The organism is Aeromonas sp. R1-2, from assembly GCF_040908505.1.
Lineage (GTDB): Bacteria > Pseudomonadota > Gammaproteobacteria > Enterobacterales > Aeromonadaceae > Aeromonas > Aeromonas veronii.
This window is the reverse complement of record NZ_JBFODU010000003.1, coordinates 16,253-35,673: the sequence shown is the minus strand read 5'-3', so window position 1 is coordinate 35,673 and position 19,421 is coordinate 16,253. Positions and strand designations below refer to the sequence as shown.

General features: G+C 60.3%; 20 protein-coding genes. 9 read left to right on the top strand and 11 right to left on the bottom strand.

The window, feature by feature from the left end; genetic code table 11:
• Both AB5Y76_RS00370 and AB5Y76_RS00365 read left to right on the top strand, forming a co-directional pair.
• Positions 1–185 (top strand): hypothetical protein (locus AB5Y76_RS00370; RefSeq protein ID WP_368177641.1); only part of this gene is annotated, 185 nt, incomplete at its 5' end.
• A gap of 89 nt (positions 186–274) precedes the next feature.
• Positions 275–814 carry a gamma carbonic anhydrase family protein gene (locus tag AB5Y76_RS00365; RefSeq protein WP_263719176.1) on the top strand — a complete coding sequence of 180 codons (540 nt, stop codon included), beginning with the start codon at positions 275–277 and terminating at the stop codon, positions 812–814.
• A gap of 88 nt (positions 815–902) precedes the next feature.
• Here AB5Y76_RS00365 and polA read toward each other — a convergent pair whose 3' ends face one another.
• Positions 903–3,668: a DNA polymerase I gene (polA, locus tag AB5Y76_RS00360; protein ID WP_263719175.1), complete on the bottom strand. Its 2,766-nt coding sequence runs from the start codon at positions 3,666–3,668 to the stop codon at positions 903–905.
• A gap of 400 nt (positions 3,669–4,068) precedes the next feature.
• Between polA and elbB the strand changes: the two genes are divergently transcribed.
• A complete protein-coding gene (elbB, locus tag AB5Y76_RS00355) occupies positions 4,069–4,719 on the top strand; it encodes an isoprenoid biosynthesis glyoxalase ElbB (RefSeq protein ID WP_224969133.1) in 651 nt (216 codons plus the stop codon).
• Between the two features lie 72 nt (positions 4,720–4,791).
• Here the strand turns inward: elbB and AB5Y76_RS00350 are convergent, their stop codons facing one another.
• The 4 genes from AB5Y76_RS00350 to AB5Y76_RS00335 all read right to left on the bottom strand — a co-directional run bounded on the left by AB5Y76_RS00350 (position 4,792) and on the right by AB5Y76_RS00335 (position 8,248).
• Positions 4,792–5,001: a cell division protein ZapB gene (locus tag AB5Y76_RS00350; RefSeq protein WP_005339554.1), complete on the bottom strand. Its 210-nt coding sequence runs from the start codon at positions 4,999–5,001 to the stop codon at positions 4,792–4,794.
• 246 nt (positions 5,002–5,247) lie between these two features.
• Positions 5,248–6,528 (bottom strand): hypothetical protein, encoded by a 1,281-nt coding sequence (locus tag AB5Y76_RS00345; protein ID WP_236272742.1) that lies wholly within the window; start codon positions 6,526–6,528, stop codon positions 5,248–5,250.
• A gap of 20 nt (positions 6,529–6,548) precedes the next feature.
• On the bottom strand, positions 6,549–7,328 hold the full coding sequence (gene cysE / locus AB5Y76_RS00340; protein ID WP_005339552.1) for a serine O-acetyltransferase: 780 nt from the start codon (positions 7,326–7,328) through the stop codon (positions 6,549–6,551).
• Between the two features lie 8 nt (positions 7,329–7,336).
• Positions 7,337–8,248, bottom strand: a complete 912-nt coding sequence (locus tag AB5Y76_RS00335) for a cation diffusion facilitator family transporter (protein WP_005339551.1) — start codon at positions 8,246–8,248, stop codon at positions 7,337–7,339.
• An 85-nt stretch (positions 8,249–8,333) separates the two neighbouring features.
• On the opposite strand from AB5Y76_RS00335, the gene AB5Y76_RS00330 reads away from it, so the two are divergent.
• The 3 genes from AB5Y76_RS00330 (at position 8,334) to trmL (ending at position 10,920) form a co-directional block, all read left to right on the top strand.
• Positions 8,334–9,029: a response regulator gene (locus AB5Y76_RS00330; protein ID WP_005339549.1), complete on the top strand. Its 696-nt coding sequence runs from the start codon at positions 8,334–8,336 to the stop codon at positions 9,027–9,029.
• Complete coding sequence (locus AB5Y76_RS00325; protein ID WP_005339547.1) at positions 9,011–10,381, top strand: ATP-binding protein; 1,371 nt, start codon at positions 9,011–9,013, stop codon at positions 10,379–10,381. The genes AB5Y76_RS00330 and AB5Y76_RS00325 overlap by 19 nt, the downstream gene beginning before the upstream one ends.
• A 74-nt stretch (positions 10,382–10,455) precedes the next feature.
• Entirely contained in the window at positions 10,456–10,920 is a 465-nt protein-coding gene (gene trmL, locus AB5Y76_RS00320) for a tRNA (uridine(34)/cytosine(34)/5-carboxymethylaminomethyluridine(34)-2'-O)-methyltransferase TrmL (protein WP_005339545.1), read from the top strand.
• Between the two features lie 13 nt (positions 10,921–10,933).
• On the opposite strand, the gene dinF is transcribed toward trmL, so the two are convergent.
• The 4 genes from dinF to lexA form a co-directional block, all read right to left on the bottom strand.
• Positions 10,934–12,295 (bottom strand): MATE family efflux transporter DinF, encoded by a 1,362-nt coding sequence (gene dinF, locus AB5Y76_RS00315; protein WP_263719174.1) that lies wholly within the window; start codon positions 12,293–12,295, stop codon positions 10,934–10,936.
• A 2-nt stretch (positions 12,296–12,297) separates the two neighbouring features.
• Positions 12,298–12,924 carry an SCO family protein gene (locus AB5Y76_RS00310; RefSeq protein ID WP_150997314.1) on the bottom strand — a complete coding sequence of 209 codons (627 nt, stop codon included), beginning with the start codon at positions 12,922–12,924 and terminating at the stop codon, positions 12,298–12,300.
• Positions 12,925–13,134: 210 nt separating this feature from the next.
• Entirely contained in the window at positions 13,135–13,350 is a 216-nt protein-coding gene (locus tag AB5Y76_RS00305) for a hypothetical protein (protein WP_019446524.1), read from the bottom strand.
• Positions 13,351–13,834: 484 nt separating this feature from the next.
• Positions 13,835–14,458 carry a transcriptional repressor LexA gene (gene lexA, locus AB5Y76_RS00300; protein ID WP_005339540.1) on the bottom strand — a complete coding sequence of 208 codons (624 nt, stop codon included), beginning with the start codon at positions 14,456–14,458 and terminating at the stop codon, positions 13,835–13,837.
• Between the two features lie 204 nt (positions 14,459–14,662).
• Between lexA and plsB the strand changes: the two genes are divergently transcribed.
• The gene (gene plsB / locus AB5Y76_RS00295) at positions 14,663–17,086 is read left to right on the top strand and encodes a glycerol-3-phosphate 1-O-acyltransferase PlsB (RefSeq protein ID WP_019446525.1); all 2,424 of its coding nucleotides are present in this window, start codon (positions 14,663–14,665) and stop codon (positions 17,084–17,086) included.
• Between the two features lie 68 nt (positions 17,087–17,154).
• Here plsB and ubiA read toward each other — a convergent pair whose 3' ends face one another.
• Both ubiA and AB5Y76_RS00285 read right to left on the bottom strand, forming a co-directional pair.
• Entirely contained in the window at positions 17,155–18,024 is an 870-nt protein-coding gene (gene ubiA / locus AB5Y76_RS00290; RefSeq protein WP_005339536.1) for a 4-hydroxybenzoate octaprenyltransferase, read from the bottom strand.
• Positions 18,021–18,557 carry a chorismate lyase gene (locus AB5Y76_RS00285; protein ID WP_263719173.1) on the bottom strand — a complete coding sequence of 179 codons (537 nt, stop codon included), beginning with the start codon at positions 18,555–18,557 and terminating at the stop codon, positions 18,021–18,023. Before AB5Y76_RS00285 ends, ubiA begins: the two co-directional genes overlap by 4 nt.
• A 145-nt stretch (positions 18,558–18,702) precedes the next feature.
• Here AB5Y76_RS00285 and AB5Y76_RS00280 point away from each other — a divergent pair, with 145 nt between their 5' ends.
• Together AB5Y76_RS00280 and AB5Y76_RS00275 are read left to right on the top strand one after the other, a co-directional pair.
• On the top strand, positions 18,703–19,137 hold the full coding sequence (locus tag AB5Y76_RS00280) for a flagellar basal body-associated protein FliL (protein WP_005339527.1): 435 nt from the start codon (positions 18,703–18,705) through the stop codon (positions 19,135–19,137).
• Between the two features lie 112 nt (positions 19,138–19,249).
• On the top strand, positions 19,250–19,414 hold the full coding sequence (locus tag AB5Y76_RS00275; protein ID WP_005339525.1) for a hypothetical protein: 165 nt from the start codon (positions 19,250–19,252) through the stop codon (positions 19,412–19,414).
• Positions 19,415–19,421: the final 7 nt, after the last annotated feature.

Genomic DNA, 19,421 nt, shown 5'->3' with positions numbered 1-19,421 from the left:
GCGGGAGTGGAATTCTACTCAACCGCCTTCTCGAGTCAAGCCTTATTTTCAAAGGGTTTTCGAGGTTATCGACTTGGCTTTCTGCGTTGCCGCTTACCCTGTCGATGGAGGCGCATTATAGGGAACAGATTCTTTCTGGCAACCCCTTACCTGCAATAAAATTGCAAAAAACAGCACTTTTTTAGTTATTCATATCCAACCACAGCTTTTATACAAGCTTATCCACAGAAACCGGTTCGAGATTGCTAGAATGGCCGAAAACAAGGAGGCCAAGATGGACTTGCGACTGAGACCCTATAAGGGAACACGCCCGCAACTGGGCAAACGGGTGTATGTAGATCCCTGCGCAACACTGGTGGGCGATATCGAGCTGGCCGACGACGCCAGCATCTGGCCCATGGTGGCGGCGCGGGGAGATGTGAACCATATCCGCATCGGCGCCCGCAGCAATATTCAGGACGGCACTGTGCTGCACCTGACTCGCAAGAGCGCCAGCAACCCGACCGGCTATCCGCTGCTGATCGGTGAAGATGTCACTGTGGGTCACAAGGCGATGCTTCACGGCTGCACCATCGGCGACCGGGTGCTGGTCGGCATGGGTGCCATTCTGCTTGATGGCGTCGTGGTTGAAGATGATGTGATGATCGGCGCAGGTTCGCTGGTGCCACCGGGCAAGCGACTCGAGTCGGGCTTTCTATATATAGGTAATCCCATCAAACAGGCTCGCCCGCTCAAACCTGCCGAGATCGCCTTTCTCAAGACCTCGGCTGACAACTATGTGCTGCTCAAGGATGAGTATCTGCAAGAGACCTGATAGGGCTGGCAGAAACAGGAAGCCCGGCATAATGCCGGGCTTCGCTTCTTATATAGCTATATAGCCGTGCAGAACGGCTGACCGGAAATCAGTGGGCCTGATCCCAGTTGTCACCGGTACCCGCTTCCACCAGCAGCGGCACATGCAGTTCGGCAGCGGCCGACATCTTCTCCTTGATGATGGCGATGTACTCCTCCAGCTTCTCTTCACGGATCTCGAACACCAGTTCATCGTGTACCTGCATCAGCATGCGGATCGACTCATCCTCGATACCGCGGATCCAGCTGTCCACGGTGATCATGGCGCGCTTGATGATATCGGCGGCCGTGCCCTGCATAGGCGCGTTGATGGCGGCCCGCTCGGCTGCCTTGCGCAGACCGGCGTTGCGGGACTTGATATCCGGCAGATAGAGGCGACGGCCAAACAGGGTCTCGACATAACCCTGGGCTTCCGCCTGCTGGCGGGTACGCTCCATATACTCCAGCACGCCCGGGTAGCGTTCGAAGTAGAGATCCATGTACTTCTGCGCTTCGGCACGACCGATCCCCAGCTGCTTGGCCAAACCGAAGGCGCTCATGCCGTAGATAAGGCCGAAGTTGATCGCCTTGGCGCTGCGGCGCATGTCAGTGGTGACCGCATCGAGCGCCACGCCGAACACCTCGGCGGCAGTCGCCTTGTGGATGTCCTTGCCCTCGGCAAAGGCGGTCAGCAGCCCCTTGTCACCGGAAAGGTGCGCCATGATGCGCAGCTCGATCTGGGAGTAGTCCGCCGCCACCAGCTTGTAACCGGCGCTCGGAATAAAGGCCTGACGGATCCGGCGCCCTTGCTCGTTGCGCACCGGGATGTTCTGCAGGTTGGGATCAGATGATGACAAACGGCCCGTAGCCGCCACTGCCTGATGATAGGAGGTGTGTACTCGCCCGGTCCGGGGCTTGATCATCAGCGGCAACTTGTCGGTGTAGGTGGACTTGAGCTTGGCCAGCCCACGATGCTCCATCAGCAGTTGCGGCAGCTCGTAGGTCTCCGCCAGCTCGGCCAGCACCTCTTCTGCGGTGGACGGTGCCCCCTTCGGAGTCTTTTTGATGATCGGCAGGCCCAGCTTGGTGAAGAGGATCTCCCCCAGTTGCTTGGGCGAGGAGAGGTTGAACTCCTGCCCAGCCAGCTCGTGAGCCTGCTTCTCCAGCTCCGCCAACCGCAGCTCGATCTCCTGGCTCTGCTGGTGCAGCAACTTGGGATCGATAGTGGTGCCGAGCAACTCCATCCGCGCCAATACCGGCAGCAGCGGCAGCTCGATCTCACTGAATACCTTGGCGAGACCCGGCACGGCCTCCAGCTGACCCCACAGGGTCTGGTGCAGACGCAGGGTGATATCGGCATCTTCCGCCGCATAGGGAGCGGCCTGCTCCAGCTCGATCTGGTTGAAGGTGAGCTGTTTCACCCCTTTGCCCGCAATATCTTCAAAGGAGGTGGTCTCAACCCCGAGGTAACGCTTGGCCAGCGAATCCATATCGTGACGGCTGGCGGTGGAGTTGAGCACGTAGGACTCGAGCATGGTGTCGTAGGCGATACCCTGCATGTCGATGTCGTGGTTGAGTAGCACGTTGCGGTCGTACTTGAGGTTCTGCCCCACCTTGAGACGGGTCGGATCTTCCAGCAGCGGCTTGAGCTTGCCCAACACCACGGCCTCGCTCAGCTGTACCGGTGCCCCCAGATAGTCGTGGCCAAACGGCACATAAGCAGCCTTGCCCGGCTCAACCGCGAAGGAGACGCCGACAATCCGCGCCTCCATATAGTCGAGACTGGTGGTTTCGGTATCGAAGGCAAACAACGGTGCCGCTTTCAGCTGTTCCAGCCAGCCGTCAAACTCGGCTTCGTCCAGAATGCAGCGGTAGTCGGTTTCGATGGCGGCAACCGGAGCGGCGCTCTCATCGCCTGCCTCGTCCTGTCCGGCGCTCTCGCTCCCCTCTTCACCACCGGATTCCAGCTCCTTGATCAGGTTGCGCAGCTCGTATTCGCGATAGACCGCCAGCAGGGACTCCTTGTCGACCGGCTTGAGCAACAGCTCTTCCAGACTCTGTTCCAGTTCGACGTCGGTCTTGATGGTCGCCAGTCGATAGGAGAGACGAACCTGCTCCTCCTGCTCGCGGAACTTGTCGGCGAACGCCTTGGAGCCACGGAAGCCGAGCGCAGCTACCTTGTCGAGGTTGGCGGCAATCTCGTCGATGCTGCCAATCCCCTGCAGCAGGGCCAGTGCGGTCTTCTCGCCGACACCGGTCATGCCGGGAATGTTGTCGACCTTGTCACCCATCAGGGCCAGATAGTCGATGATGAGCTCGGGCGGTACGCCGAACTTCTCGATCACCCCTTCCCGATCGGTCTTCACATCTTTCATGGTGTCGATCAGGGTGACATGGTCGGAGACCAGCTGTGCCATATCCTTGTCACCGGTGCTGATCAGCACCGGCAGCTGCTTCTCGGTCGCCTGGCGGGCCAGAGTGCCGATCACGTCGTCGGCTTCAACCCCTTCAACCATCAGGAAGGGGAAGCCCATCGCCTTGATCATCTGGTGGATAGGCGCAACCTGGCTGCGCAGATCGTCCGGCATACTGGCACGGGTCGCCTTGTATTCGGGATAGATGTCATCGCGGAAGGTCTTGCCCTTGGCATCAAACACCACGGCCACATGACAGTCAGGATATTGCTTGCGCAGGCTGCGCATCATGTTGGCCATGACACGGACGGCGCCGCTCGGCAAACCGGTCGATGTGCGCAGATCAGCCTGCTGGGAGGCGAAGAAGGCGCGGTAAAGATAAGAGGAGCCGTCGACCAGAATAAGGGGATTGCTAGGGGCCATGAAATCGTCCTGCCAGAGATAAACAGCCGCTAGGATGCCACAGGGGCCCACTCACACCAAGGGGCGCAGCAACAGCACACAGCGCCTGATAAAGGGACTCAATCTGTGGATAACTCTGTGTTCAAAAATGGGGCGCATCAGAGCGCACAGTGATAAAACTGTGCATAAGAATATAAAAATCCATTAAAAACAATGCGTTGAGATCGTAAAAACCGATCGTGAGACAGTTAGAATGATCTCGATCAATGTGGAAAAAGATTTAAGGGAGTAGGTACGGCAGGATCCAAAACGAAACAATCCTAGCACAGCAAGATGACTTGACCAGCGGAGGGCGAGCGATAACCATACAAAAGTACAACAATCCATCCTGGCTCACATTTTCAACAACGAGGAGTTTGCCATGAAAAAAGTGGCCGTGATTTTGAGTGGCTGCGGTGTCTTTGACGGGGCCGAAGTCCACGAGGCCGTCATCAGCCTGCTGGCGTTGGCCCGTCAGGGAGCCGCCGTCCAGTGCTTCGCCCCGAACGTGGCGCAGCTCCATGTCATCAACCACCTGACTGGTGAAGTGAGCGAGGGGGAGAGCCGCAATGTGCTGGTCGAAGCGGCCCGCATCTGCCGTGGCCAGATAAAGGATGTGGCCGAGCTGGATGCGGCCAATTACGACGCGCTGCTGGTGCCCGGCGGCTTTGGCGCGGCCAAGAACCTGTGCGACTTCGCTATCAAAGGGGCCGAGTGCCAGATCCAGCCCGATGTGCTGAAAGCGTGCCAGAGCTTTGCCAACGCCAACAAACCGGCCGCCTATATCTGCATCGCGCCCGCCATGATCCCGCTGATCTATGGTGCCGGGACGCTGGCGACCATCGGCCATGACGAGGGTACCGCCAACGCCATCGAGGCGATGGGTGGCAGCCATCTCAACTGCCCGGTCAACGAGTTCGTAGTGGATCAGGAGCGCAAGGTGATCTCCACCCCCGCCTACATGCTGGCCAACAACATTGTCGAAGCGGCAGACGGCATCGAGAAGACAGTCAAGCAACTGCTGGCGCTGTAATTCCCATCCCGCCAAAAACAGACGAGCCGCTCATGGAGCGGCCCGTTTTCAATTCTGCCTGAAGGCGATGAATTAGATGGTTTCGCCCATCTGATCCATTTTGCCCAGCAGGGCACGCAGACGCTCCTGCCATGCAGTGTGCTCGTTGCGCAGCTGATGGTTCTCGTCTTGCAGCTTGCTGTTCTGCTCTTTCAGCTCGTCCAGCTCCATCTTCAGCAGGGAGATGTTGTCGACGGCGGATTGTACTTTGGATTCGAGTTGCTCAAGGACTTCTAGTGACATATGCATACCTGTTTGTTCAATTGCGATGCCCCACAGAGGGCGATTCAAGCGCGTGAAGCCAGCATACCCCGAGCGCATCGGCACAAACAAGCCAGTGCGCTGTAAAATGCGCCTTCCATAGATGTATTGTCTAAATATGCGTCTATTTTTCTCGCATCCTGCGCCCGAGCCGCGACAACACACTGAACCGTGCGTAAAAGACCCCGCCGCCCGCGCATCATTTGCACCCTCTCGACGGAATCGCCGTTATCCATGCAAGGCGATATAAGCCCCCAGCAACAGACAGGCAACCACATACATCAGCAGGCCGTAGCGCAGGTTCCAGCGCAGGATCAACCCGGCACTGAGGTTATAACGGGAGGCCAGCGCCAGATTGGAGCCGGAGAGCGGACTGGTGCCGGTGGCAAGCCCCCATCCCAGCAGGAAACACATGCCGAGCAGGCTGGGATCCGGCGCCAGCGGCCAGAGCAGCGGCGCCAGCCCGGAGATGCTGATGAGCGGATGCACGCCGACGATTGCCACCAGCAAAATCAATAGCAGAGTGAGGGATCCCTCAAGCCAGCCAAAGTGGTTGAACAGCGGCAGGCCGTGACCGGAGCCAAGATCGATGACCGACAGCGCACTGTTGATGCCTGCCGCCAGCAAACCGGCCCCCAGAAACAGCACCAGCTGACCGCCGATGGCGGGAAAGCGTTCCACCACCTGCCGCTTGAGGGCCGCCTTGCGCCCGGCCCTCGGCATAAAGAGCAGCGCCAGCAGCGGGGCCACCAGCGCGATCACCGCCAGAATGCCAAGCTGGGGCCAGATCTGCTTGATGAGCAGTACCAGCAGCGCCAGCGTGACCGGCAACCCCAGAGTCTGCAACCGCAGCGGATAACCGGCAAAGTCGGCCACTCCGATCCGCTCCACCTGCCAGGCGGTCAGCCCCATCGCCAGCAAGGCGGCGAGGATCCCGAACGGCAGAATATGGGAGAGCTGCAAGCCCGGCGCATAGGTGAGCGCTACCGCCATGGCGACAAAGAAGGGTGACCAGAAGGCGGCGGCACAGAAGATCCGGCTCAGTACCATCACTTGGCGCCGCTCCAGGGTGCCATTGCGCTCCAGCCGATCGCCGATGATAAAGAGCACCGAGAGGTTGATGACCGCCCCCAGCAGATTGAGGCTGGCCATGGTGCTCCACAGCCCCTTTCGCCCGGTCCAGGAGGTGGTGCCGGTCAAGAGCCCTGAGGTGGCCAGGTTGAGGGTGCTCACCGCGGCAAACATGGTGAGCATATTTATGTTGGGCAGCAGCCAGTCACCGGCGGTGAGGGTCGCTCCCTGCCACCAGGAGAAGATGAGCAGCAACAGCGCCGCGCCATACAGGGCCAGCGCCTGCCGCTTGGCAGCCCCCACCAGCCAGGGCCAAGTGAGCAGTGATGCCCCCCAGGCAGCCATGGCAGCAGGCCAGGGGGAGAGTCCCAGATAGAGATGGAGCAGGTTGAGCAGCCACATCCCCAAAATCAGATAACCCGACCAACGCTTGGCCATCGACTACTCCGGCCGGGAGATCAGAGACACTGATCCATATCCAGTGAAGGCTTGTCGCACTCCGGACGGCCGACGATCTTGGCGGGTACGCCAGCGACCGTGGTATGAGGCGGCACCGGGTTGATCACCACGCTGCCCGCGCCAATTTTGGCACCCACGCCCACTTCGATATTGCCGAGCACCTTGGCGCCCGCCCCTATCATCACCCCTTCGCGGATCTTGGGATGGCGATCGCCGCTCTCCTTGCCGGTACCACCGAGGGTCACGCTTTGCAGGATAGAGACATCATCTTCAATCACCGCCGTCTCGCCCACCACTATGCCAGTGGCGTGGTCGAACATAATCCCCTTGCCGATACGGGCGGCCGGGTGCACATCCACCCCGAACACCACCGAGATCTGGTTCTGCAGGTAGAGCGCCAGCGAGCGGCGCCCCTGACGCCACAGCCAGTTGGCGACCCGATAGCCCTGCAGGGCATGGAACCCCTTGAGGTAAAGCAGCGGGGTGGAGAAGAGATCGACCGCAGGATCCCGCTCCTGCACAGCGCAGATGTCAGCCGCCACTACCGTCAGCAGCTCGGGCTCGCTGCGCAGGGCCAGCTCGATCACCTCGCGCAGGGCGATGGCGGGCATGGTGGCGCTGTCGAGTTTGTTGGCCAGCTGGAAGCTGAGGGCCGAACGCAGATTCTTGTGATTGAGAATGGTGGAGTGGAAGAAGCTGGCCAGCATCGGCTCCTGGGCCGCCATGCACTCCGCTTCTTGCTGAATTTTGTGCCAGGTTTTGGCAACCAGTTCATCCATGTTGCAGCCTATTGTTGTTCTGGGTGAGGGCTCTGTTGTTCTTTTGTCAGCACCGAAATGGGGTCCATGTGGATGATGACATCCATCCGCTCGAATGCCTGGCGTACCGCCAGCTCGGCTTCATCGGCGATCTGATGGGCCTTGACCAGGGGGATCTGATCATCCAGTTCAAGATGCAACTGTACGAATCGGGTCGGCCCGGATTGACGGGTGCGCAGGTCATGTACGCCGTGTACACCTTCTACGGCACAGCAGAGCGCCATTATTCTCGCTTGTTCTTCCGCTGGCAACTGACGATCGAGCAGGGCCTGCACCGACTCGTAGCCGATGTGTCCCGCCCCCCACAACAGGAATAGCCCGATCAGGATGGCAAACAGGCCGTCGGCCCAATACCACCCCTGCCCCGCCAGCACCAGCGCCAGCAAGACACCGGCATTGAGCAGCAGATCGGAACGGTAGTGCAGCATATCGGCCTTGATGGCCACACTGTTGGTCTTGCGAATGACAAAGCTCTGGAAGCTGACCAGCAGCAGGGTCAGCACGATGGAGCCACCGCTGACCCAGAGACCCGCCTCCAGCCGCAGAATAGGCGCCTGATTGAGCAGGGATGAAATTCCGTGCATCACCAGCAGCAGGGCGGAGCCGGAGATAAAGGCCGACTGGATGAGGCCAGCCAGCGACTCCGCCTTGCCGTGACCGAAACGGTGTTCGTCATCGGCTGGGGCCAGCGCATAGCGAATGGCCAGCAGGTTGATGATGGAGGCACTCACATCCATGAAGGAGTCGGTGAGCGACGCCAGCAGGGTCGACGAGTCGGTCATCAACCAGGCGATCAGTTTGCCGATGATCAGCAAGGTAGCGGTGGTGACCGCCGCTATGCTGGCAAAGGTCACCCAACGGGAATATTGTTGATGGCTCAAAACCGGCTTTCCTCTGGCGATGAAAAACTTATTATACCCTGACCCCGGCGTCAGTTTGGCGCGAAAATCTGCGGAATAACACCAGATGAACAGAATACTCCTGGTCGACGACGATCTTGAATTGACCCAACTGCTCACCGAAATTCTGACCCTGGAGGGATTTCAGGTCACGGTCGCCGAGGATGGTGAAGAGGGGCTGCAACGGCTGGCGGAGCAGAGCTTCGATCTGGTGTTGCTGGATGTAATGATGCCCAAGCTCAACGGCTTTGCCATGCTGACCAAGCTGCGCAAGACCCACGACACCCCGGTGCTGATGCTGACCGCCCGCGGTGACAGCCAGGATCGGGTCAACGGTCTGGAAGCGGGTGCCGACGACTATCTGGCCAAGCCATTCGATGACAGGGAGCTGCTAGCCCGGGTACGCGCCATCCTGCGCCGTACCCAGAGCGCCCCGCCCCAGCGCGGCAACTCCTCCGACGAAGTGCACTTCATGGATATCGTGCTGCAACCCGGCCTGCAGCAGGCCCGCTGCGGCGAACAGCTGCTGGAGCTGACCGCCACCGAATTCGGGCTGCTGGAGTGCCTGCTGCGTAATCCCGGCCAGATCGTCAGCAAGAGCCACCTCTCCGAGCAGGTGCTGGGCAAGAAGCTGGAACCCTTCGATCGGGCCATCGACATGCACCTGAGCAACCTGCGCAAGAAGCTGCCGGACCGCACCGATGGCCAGCCACGCTTCAAAACCGTACGGGGGCGCGGGTACCTGTGGCTAGAGCAAGAATAGAGCGCATCAACTCCCTCAACGGGATCTCGACCCACATCTTCCTCTGGTTCTGGTTCATGCTGCTGGTGATGCTGGCCGCCGTGATCAGCCTGCCGACCCTGGATCCCCGTAACCAGATCCCGCTGCCGACCCACGAAGTCGCGCGGATGCAGAACAACGTGCAGGCCCTGCTCAACGCCGCCGAGCCGGATCAGGATTTTGATCTGGCCAAGGCGATGGACAAGATCGCCATGCTGCCGGTGGACAACGTCTACCTGCGCGACGAGAAGGGGCAGATCCAGTCCACCACCCATCCGCGCAAGTTCGTGGTGCGCTTTATGGTGGACGCCGATGACCCGGCCAATCCCATGCTGGGCAACGAGGATCGCAAGGCGATCGCCGGCCCCTTCCTGATGGAGCACCACGGTCATCGCTATCACGTCTATTTCGGCCTCAATGCCGAGAACCCCTACCTGTTCCTGTTCATTCAGGTGCTGGATCACCCGATCCGCATTCTGGGCATCTCGATGCTGGTCAGCACCCCGCTCTGCCTGCTGCTCGCCTGGCGGCTGACCCGGCCCATCCTGCAGTTGCAGAAATCGGTCTCCCAACTGGCGGCCGGCAATCTGGAGGTACAGATCCCCAACCTGGGACGGGGCGACGAGATCGGCCAGCTGGCGGATAACGTCAGCCGCATGGTGGAGACACTCAAGAGCATGATCCAGAAGCAGAAACAGCTGCTTTCCGATATCTCCCACGAGCTGCGCAGCCCCCTCACCCGGATGCAACTGGCGCAGGCGCTGATCCGCCGCAAGCAGGGTGACAGCGCCGAGCTGGCGCGGATCGAATCGGAGATCGGGCGGCTGGACAAGCTGATCGGCGATCTGCTGGATCTGTCGCGGGTGCAGCAGCATGTGGAGGCACCGGTGGTGCACCCGCTGGCCGACCTGCTGGAACCCATCCTCGAAGATGCCATGTTCGAAGCGAATCAGAGCGGCAAACAGCTCAGACTGCCGCCGCTACCTGCCGAGTCGATCCAGATGTGGCCCGAGCTGCTGGCCCGGGCGGTGGAGAACCCCCTGCGAAACGCCCTCAAATATGCCCGCGAGTTCATCAAGGTGGACTGGTATCGGGAGGGGCAGGAGTGGGTGATGACCATTCGGGATGACGGCCCCGGGGTGCCAGACGAGCAGCAGGCGCTGCTGTTCCAGCCCTTCTTCCGGGTCGATGACGCCCGCAACGCCAAGACTGGCGGCACCGGGTTGGGGCTGGCCATCGCCTCGGAGGCAATACAGCGCCACGGCGGTACCATTGCGGCCAGCAACAATCACCCGACCGGGCTGACCATCACCATCCGCTTGCCCATCGCCTGATCCTTTTCATCCGGACGGGCGCTGGGTATGCTGGCGCCCCTTCTTGGCTTTACATCTCTTTGCAGGAGCTCGTCATGCTCGATATCGTCCTCTACCAGCCGGAAATTCCGCCCAACACCGGCAATATCATCCGGCTTTGCGCCAATACCGGTTACCGGCTCCATCTGATCGAGCCGCTGGGGTTTGAGTGGGATGACAAGCGGGTAAAGCGGGCGGGACTCGACTATCACGAATTTGCCGAGGTGAAGCGCTGGCCGAGCTATGAGGCTTTTCTGGCTGCCGTGGCACCCAAGCGGGTGTTTGCCTGCACCACCAAGGGGCGCACCGCGCACTCGGCAGCACAATATGCCCTTGGCGATGCCCTGCTGTTTGGCCCGGAGAGTCGCGGCCTGCCCATCGAGATCATCGAGAGTCTGCCATTCGAGCAGCGGCTGCGCATCCCTATGGTGCCCCAGAGCCGCAGCATGAACCTCTCCAACGCAGTATCTGTCTTTGTCTACGAGAGCTGGCGCCAGCTCGGCTACGACGGTGCCATGTAAGCGCCACCGATGATCAGTGGCGGGCGTCGAGCAGATGCCCGCTGCGCTCCAGCCGCCAGCAAGTGACCCCCAGCGACAGACCGCGCCCGACCATCAGCGCCGCCATCGCCGCCCATAACGCGGCCACGCCCCACGACTGACAGAGCCACCAGATCGGGAAGAAGCCGCCAAACGCGGCCAGCAACATGCTGTTGCGCATCTCCCGCGCCCGGGTCGCCCCGATGAACACGCCATCCAGCAGGAAGCACCAGACCGCTAGCAAGGGCATGGCGATCAGCCAGGGAAGCTGACGATGTGCCTCCGCCACCACGGCCGGAATGTCGGTGATATAGCCGATAAGGTGGGCACCAAAGAGGGCAAACACCAGGGTAAAACCACTGGCGATGAGGGCGGCCCAGCCCAGATTGAGCACGATGGCCTCCCGCAGTTTCTGCCGATCCCGCTGACCGATGGCTCGTCCTACCATGGCCTCCACCGCATAGGCAAAACCATCGAGTCCGTAGGAGATAAGCATCAGAAAGTTGAGCAGCACCGCATTGGCGGCCACCGCTACATCCCCCAGTCGTGCCCCTTGCAGAGTCATGAAGGCGAAACAGAGCTGCAAACAGAGGGAGCGCAGGAAGATATCGCGGTTGAGGCCGAGCAACCGCACCATGGGCGCAAGCTGCCGCCAGCGCTGCCAACCATCCTGCCACGCCGTCGGTGCCAGTTGCCCCAGCTGACGGCGTACCAGCCAGATACCGACTGCCAGCGCGCAGTAGTCCGCCATGACCGAGGCCGCCGCCACACCCCGCACCTGCCAGCCGAGCCCCAGCACAAACAGGGCATCGAGCGCCATGTTGACCAGATTGGTGAGGATCAACATCACCATGGGGCTGCGGGCATCCTGCATCCCCAACAGCCAGCCCATGATCACTAGATTGCAGAGCGCCGCCGGGGCGCTCCAGATCCGCACCGCCACATATTGGCCCGCATAGAGCTGCACCTCGGGCGAGCCGCCACTCAGGGCGATCAACCGTGGCAACAGGGGGAAGAGCAACAACAGCAGCGCCAGACCGAGAGCAATGGCCAGCCCTAGCGCCCGTAGCAGGGTATCGAGCTGGGCACGACCGTCGGCGGCGCCGTGCGCCTGCGCCGTCAGCCCGGTGGTCGACATCCGCAAGAAGCCGAGCAGCCAGAAGATGAGGTTGATCAGGGTCGCACCGACCGAGACGCCCCCCAGAAACCAGGCCTGACCGAGATGACCGATCACCCAGGTGTCCACCAGCCCCAGCAAGGGGGTGGTGATATTGGAGAAAACCATGGGCAGGGCGAGCGCAAACACAGCGCGGTGGCGAGAGGGATCTCGCCACCAGGGGGCAACAGCTGGGGTCACGCTCAGTGGCCTGTCAGCTTCAGGATGCGGGAGAAGTCAGAGAGCATGGTGGCCATCTGCACCCGGGGCACCTGACCCGGCGCCACCTGCGGGCGGAATACCGCCTGCAGCTTGCCCTTGGGATTGATGAGCACGATGGAGGCGGAGTGATCGATCAGGTAATCCTTCTCCCCCTGATTGGCGATGGAGTAGATGAGCCCCAGATTGCGCACGAACGGGAACAGCTTGTCGTGGGGGGCAGTGGCCGCCTTGAATTCGGGATTGAAGAAGGCGGTGTAGGTCTTGAGGCGTGGAATATCGTCACGCTGGGGATCCGCCGAGATAAACACCACCTGACTGTCGGGCGCCATTTTCTTCAGCTGGTCATAGACGGAGCGCATATCTGCCAGGGTGGTGGGGCAGATATCGGGGCAGAAGGTGTAGCCGACAAACAGGAAGGTCCAGTGCCCCTTCAGGTTGGCAGGGGTGAACGGCTGGTTGTCCGCATCGGTAAAAGCGAAATCATTGATGTCCCGCCCCGCCGGATAATAATCGGCCTGTTCCGGCTGCTCTGGCTGCGTGGCGTAGAACACCAGGATCAGGCAGGCTGTCAGCAGCAGAAAGAGCAGGGGATAGCGGAGCTTCATCATAACAAGAGACCCTTTCAGTTCGAGGCAGATGGCCAGCAGTGACCGGACAAGAGGGGTGCATTGTACCCCAGCGAGCCGCCAAGGTGGTTCAACCTTGTGCAACGCCCTGTCAGGAGTCGACCATTTGGCATAATTAATCGCCAATTTCAGCCATAAAAAAACCGGCCCCCTCGGGTGCCGGTTATGGATGGATTTGTTTGTCTCTTCTGCTCAGGGGCGAGCGTTACGCCCCTGCTGCAACATCTTGCCGATGGCCCGCACGCCGATGGGAATCACGGGGGCCAGCCAGCCCTCTTCCCCCTGGCGATCACCGTGACCCCGTTTGAACAGCAGCACCAGACGCACCACCTTCTCTTTCGGGCATCCCAGCCAGAGCGTCCAGTGCGAACCACGATGGTGCAGCCAGAGACCGTAAAACCAGGTCATCCGGCTACCTTTGACGAAACGGGTGATTGACGATTCCGCTGGCGCAGCCCCAGCCTCTGAATCCCATGGCGATCTTGATGCCATACCAGTCCTCCTTGACCGACAGGTCATGTTGCTTCGTCGGCCTGAACTGGGAACAGGCCCGTCACGACTATCTGCAACCATTACGAGTGGTCCCCTTTGCCTGACAAGGCTCGGGATCTCCCCACTCCCCCTTCATATCCCGTGAAGGTGTACTGCCCGATTCTCGTTGTTACCGGCCCTCCCGTACCGACACATTGTGATGGTCAGAGGGAGGTGCCAAGCCCTGTCTCGGCGACAGGGCACTGATCTGAGCATATATCTGAAATGGATGATTGGTAGCCGGTCGCGCAGGACAAAAATGCCGCCGCCGATGATCTGTTTGATATGACAGGGAAAGTGCACCAGAAACAGCACGGCCTCCCGAAGGAGGCCGTGTGGCAAACGCAGTTGGCGGGGATGATTACATCCAGTCGGCGTTGCGGATCACCCCGACCGCCAGCCCCTCGATGGTGAGCTGCTGGCAAGAGAGGTCCACCTCGATGGGGGAGAGCTCTTCATTTTCTGGCAGCAGCCATACCTGACTGCCCTTGCGCTGGAAGCGCTTGACGGTGACATCCTCATCGAGACGGGCGACCACTACCTGACCGTTGCGCACTTCCTGGGTCTTGTGCACCGCCAGCAGATCGCCATCCAGAATACCGATGTTCTTCATGCTCATCCCCTGTACCCGCAACAGAAAATCTGCGCGCGGATGGAACAGGGCGGGATCAACCTGATAGTGGCTCTCGATATGCTCCTGAGCCAGGATGGGTTCACCGGCGGCAACCTTGCCGATGAGCGGCAGGCCGCTCTCTTCCAGCACCTCTTCCTCTTCGAGCAACAGGCGAATGCCGCGGGACGTGCCCGGCATGATCTCGATGACCCCTTTTTTGGCCAGGGCCTTCAGATGTTCTTCGGCCGCATTGGCCGACTTGAAACCAAGCTTCTGGGCAATCTCGGCACGAGTCGGCGGCATACCGGTCTCGCTCATGTTCACCTTGATCAGCTCCAGCACTTCGGCCTGGCGGGGGGTAAGGGGTTTCATAGAATTGGCACCTGTCTTTTTATACAGCACACTGGCAGTATATACAGTGCAGTGGCCAAGGCAAGGCAGAGCTGACATTTGTCGCGACCAACCCCTCATTTACTACTGTTTTGATCCTGCGCAGCCGACTCATCGTACCTCTCGGCGACAAGGGGCTGTCGATTTGCTATGCTCACGCCGCATTTTTTTGGAGAGCAGACGCACATGTCCCTAGGACAGAAGATTTCCAGAGCCATCTTGCAATGGCCGGTCAGCGGCTTGGTCAATCACAAGAGCCTGCCGGAAAATCCCATCACAGAACTCAATCTGGATCCGGCCAGACCCATCGTCTATGCCCTGAAAACCAGTTCGATCACCGACCTGATGACCCTGCAGCAGTGCTGCGAGGATCTCGGTCTGCCCGGCCCCTTCACCCCGCTGGAACTGAACGGCCAGCTGCTGCCGCGCTATGTCTGTCTGGATCGTCCGCCTCCCCTGTTTGGCAAACGCAGCAAACCGCTCCCCTTTCTGCAGGAGTTCCACCAGCTGCTGGATCTGCACAAGCAGGATCCCGAGCTGGATATCCAGGTGGTGCCCGTCACCCTGTTCTGGGGCCGCGCTCCGGGTCGGGAAGGGGAAGAAGCCTCCGGCCTCAACATCATCAGCAGCCTGGCGCCGAACCGGCTGAAGAAGGCGCTTATCGTGATCCTCAAGGGTCGCGAAAATCTGGTGCGCTTCTCGCCGCCGCTCTCCCTGCGCTACATGGCCGACAAGCACGGCACCGACGAGGCGATCGCCCACAAGCTGGCGCGAGTGGCCCGTACCCACTTCAGCCGCCAGCAGCTGGCCGCCACCGGCCCGAAACTGCCGAACCGCAACCTGCTGTTCAAGCAGCTGCTCGACTCCGCGGTGATCCAGCAGGCAATTGAAGAGGAGGCCCAGCGCGAAGGGATCAGCCTCGAGAAGGCGCAAAAGCGTGCCCATGGCTACATGGACGAGATCGCCTCCAACTTCTCCTACCGGCTGATCCGCCTGGGCGAGAGCTTCCTCGGCTGGCTGTGGAACAAGCTCTACCGCGGTTTGTCGGTCAATGGCGCCGAGAAGGTACGCCAGCTGGCGCAGGAAGGGCACGAGATCGTCTACGTCCCCTGCCACCGCAGCCACATGGACTACCTGCTGCTCTCCTACGTCATCTACCACCAGGGGATGGTGCCACCCCATATCGCGGCAGGCATCAACCTCAACTTCTGGCCGGCAGGCCCGATTTTCCGCCACGGCGGCGCCTTCTTCATTCGCCGCACCTTCAAGGGCAACCCGCTCTACAGCACGGTATTCCGGGAATACCTCAACCTGCTGTTTGCCAAGGGTTACTCGGTAGAGTTCTTCACCGAAGGCGGTCGCTCCCGTACCGGCCGTCTGCTACCGCCCAAGACCGGCATGCTGGCGATGACCCTGCAGGCGATGATGCGCGGGCTGGACAGGCCGGTCACTCTGGTGCCGGTCTATCTGGGTTACGAGCACGTGATGGAGGTGAACACCTACCACAACGAGCTTAAGGGGAGCCGCAAGGAGAAAGAGAGCTTCCTTCAGGTGCTCGGCATCCTGCGCAAGCTGCGCAACTACGGCCGTGGTTTCGTCAACTTCGGCGAGCCGCTGACCCTCAACAGCTACCTGAGCGAACACATCCCCGACTGGAAAAAGCACATCGGGGAAGAGGAGCGTCCGGAGTGGATGGCGGGTACCGTCAACAATCTGGCCGAGCTGCTGATGACCCGCATCAACGGCGCTGCCGCGGTCAATGGCCTGACCCTGAGCGCGCTGGCGCTGCTGGCCGCCGAGCGCCACGCCCTGACCCGCGACGAATTGCAGGCCCAGCTCAACACCTATCTGGATCTGCTCAAAGCGGTGCCCTACAGCCCGCAGAGCACCATTCCGGATGAGGATGCCAAGACCCTGCTGGATCAGGCGATGGAGCTCAACAAGTTCGAGGTGAGCGAGGACAAGCTGGGGCAGATCATCAGTCTGGACCGCTATCAGGCGATCCTGCTGACCTACTACCGCAACAACATCCTCCACCTGTTCGCCATGCCCTCTCTGGTGGCGGCACTGATCGAACGGTGCGAGGGGATCTCCCGCAGCGAGATCATGGCTCGTTGCATCGACATCTATCCGCTGCTCAAGACCGAGCTGTTCCTGCGTTATGAAGAGGAGGAGCTGCCAGCGCTGGTCGACAGCCTGCTCGACGCCCTGCAAACCCAGCAACTGATCGAGACCCGCGATGACGGCTACTGGGTCAATCCGGCCAACCAGATGCGCCTGCTGCTGCTGGCGGAGAGCATTCAGGAGACCCTGCAACGCTACGCCATCGTGCTGACCCGGGTACTAGCCCAGCCTCATATCGAGGCGGAGCAGCTGGAGGCGGATGGCCTGATGATGGCAGAGCGCCTCGGCACCCTGCACGGCATCAACGCCCCCGAGTTCTTCGACCAGAAGCTGTTCAGCACCCTGATCCACACCTTGCGCAAGGAGGGCTACCTCTCTCCCGAGTGCAAGCCGGATCTCGGCCGCTTCCAGGCGCTGGCCGACAACATAGTGCCGCTGCTGAGCAACAAGATCCGCCGCACCATTCAGGCAGGCAATCAGCTCTAATCTGCAACGCAAACAAAGAAGGCCGCATGATGCGGCCTTCTTTTTATCGGAGTCTGCGCGGGAACATGTCACGCCAACAGGTAGTCGAGCACCAGACCGGCAAACACCAGCGCCCCCACATAGTTGTTGTTGAGAAACGCCTGGAAGCAGGCTTCTCGCTGCCGCTCGCGAATGAGCCGCTGCTGATAGACAAACAGCACCGCCGCCCCCAGCAATCCCCAGTAATACCAGCCCCCCAGCGTCATCAGCTGCCCGACCGCCAGCAACAGCAGCAGTGTCGAGAGTTGCAGTGCGCCGATGATCCGCTTGTCGTAACGGCCAAACAGGATGGCGCTGGATTTGAGGCCGATCTTGAGGTCGTCATCCCGATCCACCATGGCGTACTGGGTGTCGTAAGCCACGGTCCAGAGCAGGTTGGCGAAGAAGAGCAGCCAGGCCACCAGCGGCAGGGCATCCGCCTGCGCCGCATAGGCCATCGGGATCGACCAGGAGAAGGCCATCCCGAGCACCAGCTGGGGGTTCGAGATAAAGCGCTTCATGAAGGGGTAACTCACCGCCAGCAGCAGGGCGACAAACGACAGGCCGATGGTGAGCGGATTCATGGTCAGCACCAGACCAAACGAAATGAGCGCCAGCACGAAGAAGAGCGCCAACACCTCCCACGGTTTGACTCTGCCCGTGGGCAAGGGGCGACCAGCGGTGCGTTTGACATGGCCGTCGAAGTTGCGATCCGCATAGTCGTTGATGACGCACCCTGCCGAGCGCATCAGAAAGACGCCGACCACAAACACGGTCAGCACCCAGAGATTGGGCAGGCCACCAGCGGCCAGCCAGAGCGCCCACAGGGTTGGCCACAGCAGCAGCAGAGTGCCTATGGGTTTGTCGACGCGGGCCAACTGCATATAGGCAAGTCCCCGCTCCTTGGTTAACAGATTCACTCCAGCTCCTTGTCACAGACGAGAGAGGGCAGAAACAGCTCGTGCACCAGCAGTGGCCACTGCCCCAGAAACAGACGGGAACGACGCCCCCAGACAGTGGCGGCCGGACAACGGGGATTGGCGGCAATATCGAAACGGGCCAGTTGCAGGTGATCGCGACGGGCAGGCTCGTGGCCAAATACCCGCTCACCCAGTGGCTGCTCGCCAAGCTCGGCAATGCCGCTCTCTTGCAGTGCGTCATCGGCAAACAGGGTCCAGCCCAGCACGGCGGGCCCACGATCCCCATGCAGGATCACCTCGCGGCAGGTACCGGCCGGCGAGGCCGAATCCACCAGCCACTGTTCATCGGCAGTAAGGGAGACCGGGTGATTGCCCAGCCACTCCACCGAAAAGTGGCGATTGTGCTGACGCAGCCGCCGGGTCATGGAGCCGGGCTCCAGCAGCCAGGGGCGCAAGCTGGCGGGCAATTCGCAACATTCGGGGGCCAGCCACCCGCTTAACTGCGTGAGGGGAACAGTCAACTCGGACTTCACAGCTTCACCATCCAGAGATTTCCGTGTTCAGGTTAAAATCCGGTTTATTATCCGTAAATCAATAGCGAAATGTAAGAACATCCGTGCTTGACGGCCCCGATGGCAACATCAAAAATGGGTTATCTCTTGCTGATGAGCCATCTATATGAAGATCTTCAAAATTCTGCTGGTGTTGTTACTGAGCTGTGGCGCCCTGCAGCAGCAAGCTCTGGCTGAAGATGAGCCACCCGCCGAGGGCGCAGAGGGGGCTGCCAAGCCTGGTTTCTCCTACCACGCGCTCGATCCCGACATCATCACCAACTACCTGAGTGATAGCAAAACCCTCGGTTATATCCGGGTCACTGTAGAGCTGATGGCGGAAAACGAAGCCGATCTCAAGCTGCTGGAGCAGCATGACCCGCTGATCCGCGATGCCATCATCCGTCTGATTGGCAGCAAAAATGCCGATCAAGTGAAGTCCCTGACCAACCGAGAAGAGCTGCGCAAGGAGTGCGAGACAACCGTCAACGAGCTGCTGGTGAAAGAGACCGGCAAGAAAGCGGTGCGCGAGCTTATTTTCACCAAGTTCCTCTACCAGTAATCCCTCCCGAAACAATCGCTTATTGGCATATCGACCAATAAGCGAGCTTTGCCGGTTTATTCGAAATGAAAATCGATTACAATACGGCCGTCAAGTCGTAGAGGTAGTCGTTATGGGCAGCAAAACCCTGTGTGAATGGCGCCGTCACGAGATCCCCACCGATCTCAAGGCGCTGAGAAAAATCGTGCGCAAACCCAAGTTTGTCTGCAGCAAGTGCGCCCGCAGTGCCAATGACAAGGGTTACCTCTGCCAACCGCTGCGTTTGAAAGAGGAGTAACGCCCCT

What these genes read in the sequence shown, in the direction of transcription:
- AB5Y76_RS00365 (WP_263719176.1), top strand. Translation starts at nt 275, where the DNA reads ATGGACTTGCGACTGAGACCCTATAAGGGAACACGCCCGCAACTGGGC.
- polA (WP_263719175.1), bottom strand. Translation starts at nt 3,668, where the DNA reads ATGGCCCCTAGCAATCCCCTTATTCTGGTCGACGGCTCCTCTTATCTT.
- elbB (WP_224969133.1), top strand. Translation starts at nt 4,069, where the DNA reads ATGAAAAAAGTGGCCGTGATTTTGAGTGGCTGCGGTGTCTTTGACGGG.
- AB5Y76_RS00350 (WP_005339554.1), bottom strand. Translation starts at nt 5,001, where the DNA reads ATGTCACTAGAAGTCCTTGAGCAACTCGAATCCAAAGTACAATCCGCC.
- AB5Y76_RS00345 (WP_236272742.1), bottom strand. Translation starts at nt 6,528, where the DNA reads ATGGCCAAGCGTTGGTCGGGTTATCTGATTTTGGGGATGTGGCTGCTC.
- cysE (WP_005339552.1), bottom strand. Translation starts at nt 7,328, where the DNA reads ATGGATGAACTGGTTGCCAAAACCTGGCACAAAATTCAGCAAGAAGCG.
- AB5Y76_RS00330 (WP_005339549.1), top strand. Translation starts at nt 8,334, where the DNA reads ATGAACAGAATACTCCTGGTCGACGACGATCTTGAATTGACCCAACTG.
- trmL (WP_005339545.1), top strand. Translation starts at nt 10,456, where the DNA reads ATGCTCGATATCGTCCTCTACCAGCCGGAAATTCCGCCCAACACCGGC.
- AB5Y76_RS00310 (WP_150997314.1), bottom strand. Translation starts at nt 12,924, where the DNA reads ATGATGAAGCTCCGCTATCCCCTGCTCTTTCTGCTGCTGACAGCCTGC.
- AB5Y76_RS00305 (WP_019446524.1), bottom strand. Translation starts at nt 13,350, where the DNA reads ATGACCTGGTTTTACGGTCTCTGGCTGCACCATCGTGGTTCGCACTGG.
- lexA (WP_005339540.1), bottom strand. Translation starts at nt 14,458, where the DNA reads ATGAAACCCCTTACCCCCCGCCAGGCCGAAGTGCTGGAGCTGATCAAG.
- plsB (WP_019446525.1), top strand. Translation starts at nt 14,663, where the DNA reads ATGTCCCTAGGACAGAAGATTTCCAGAGCCATCTTGCAATGGCCGGTC.
- AB5Y76_RS00280 (WP_005339527.1), top strand. Translation starts at nt 18,703, where the DNA reads ATGAAGATCTTCAAAATTCTGCTGGTGTTGTTACTGAGCTGTGGCGCC.
- AB5Y76_RS00275 (WP_005339525.1), top strand. Translation starts at nt 19,250, where the DNA reads ATGGGCAGCAAAACCCTGTGTGAATGGCGCCGTCACGAGATCCCCACC.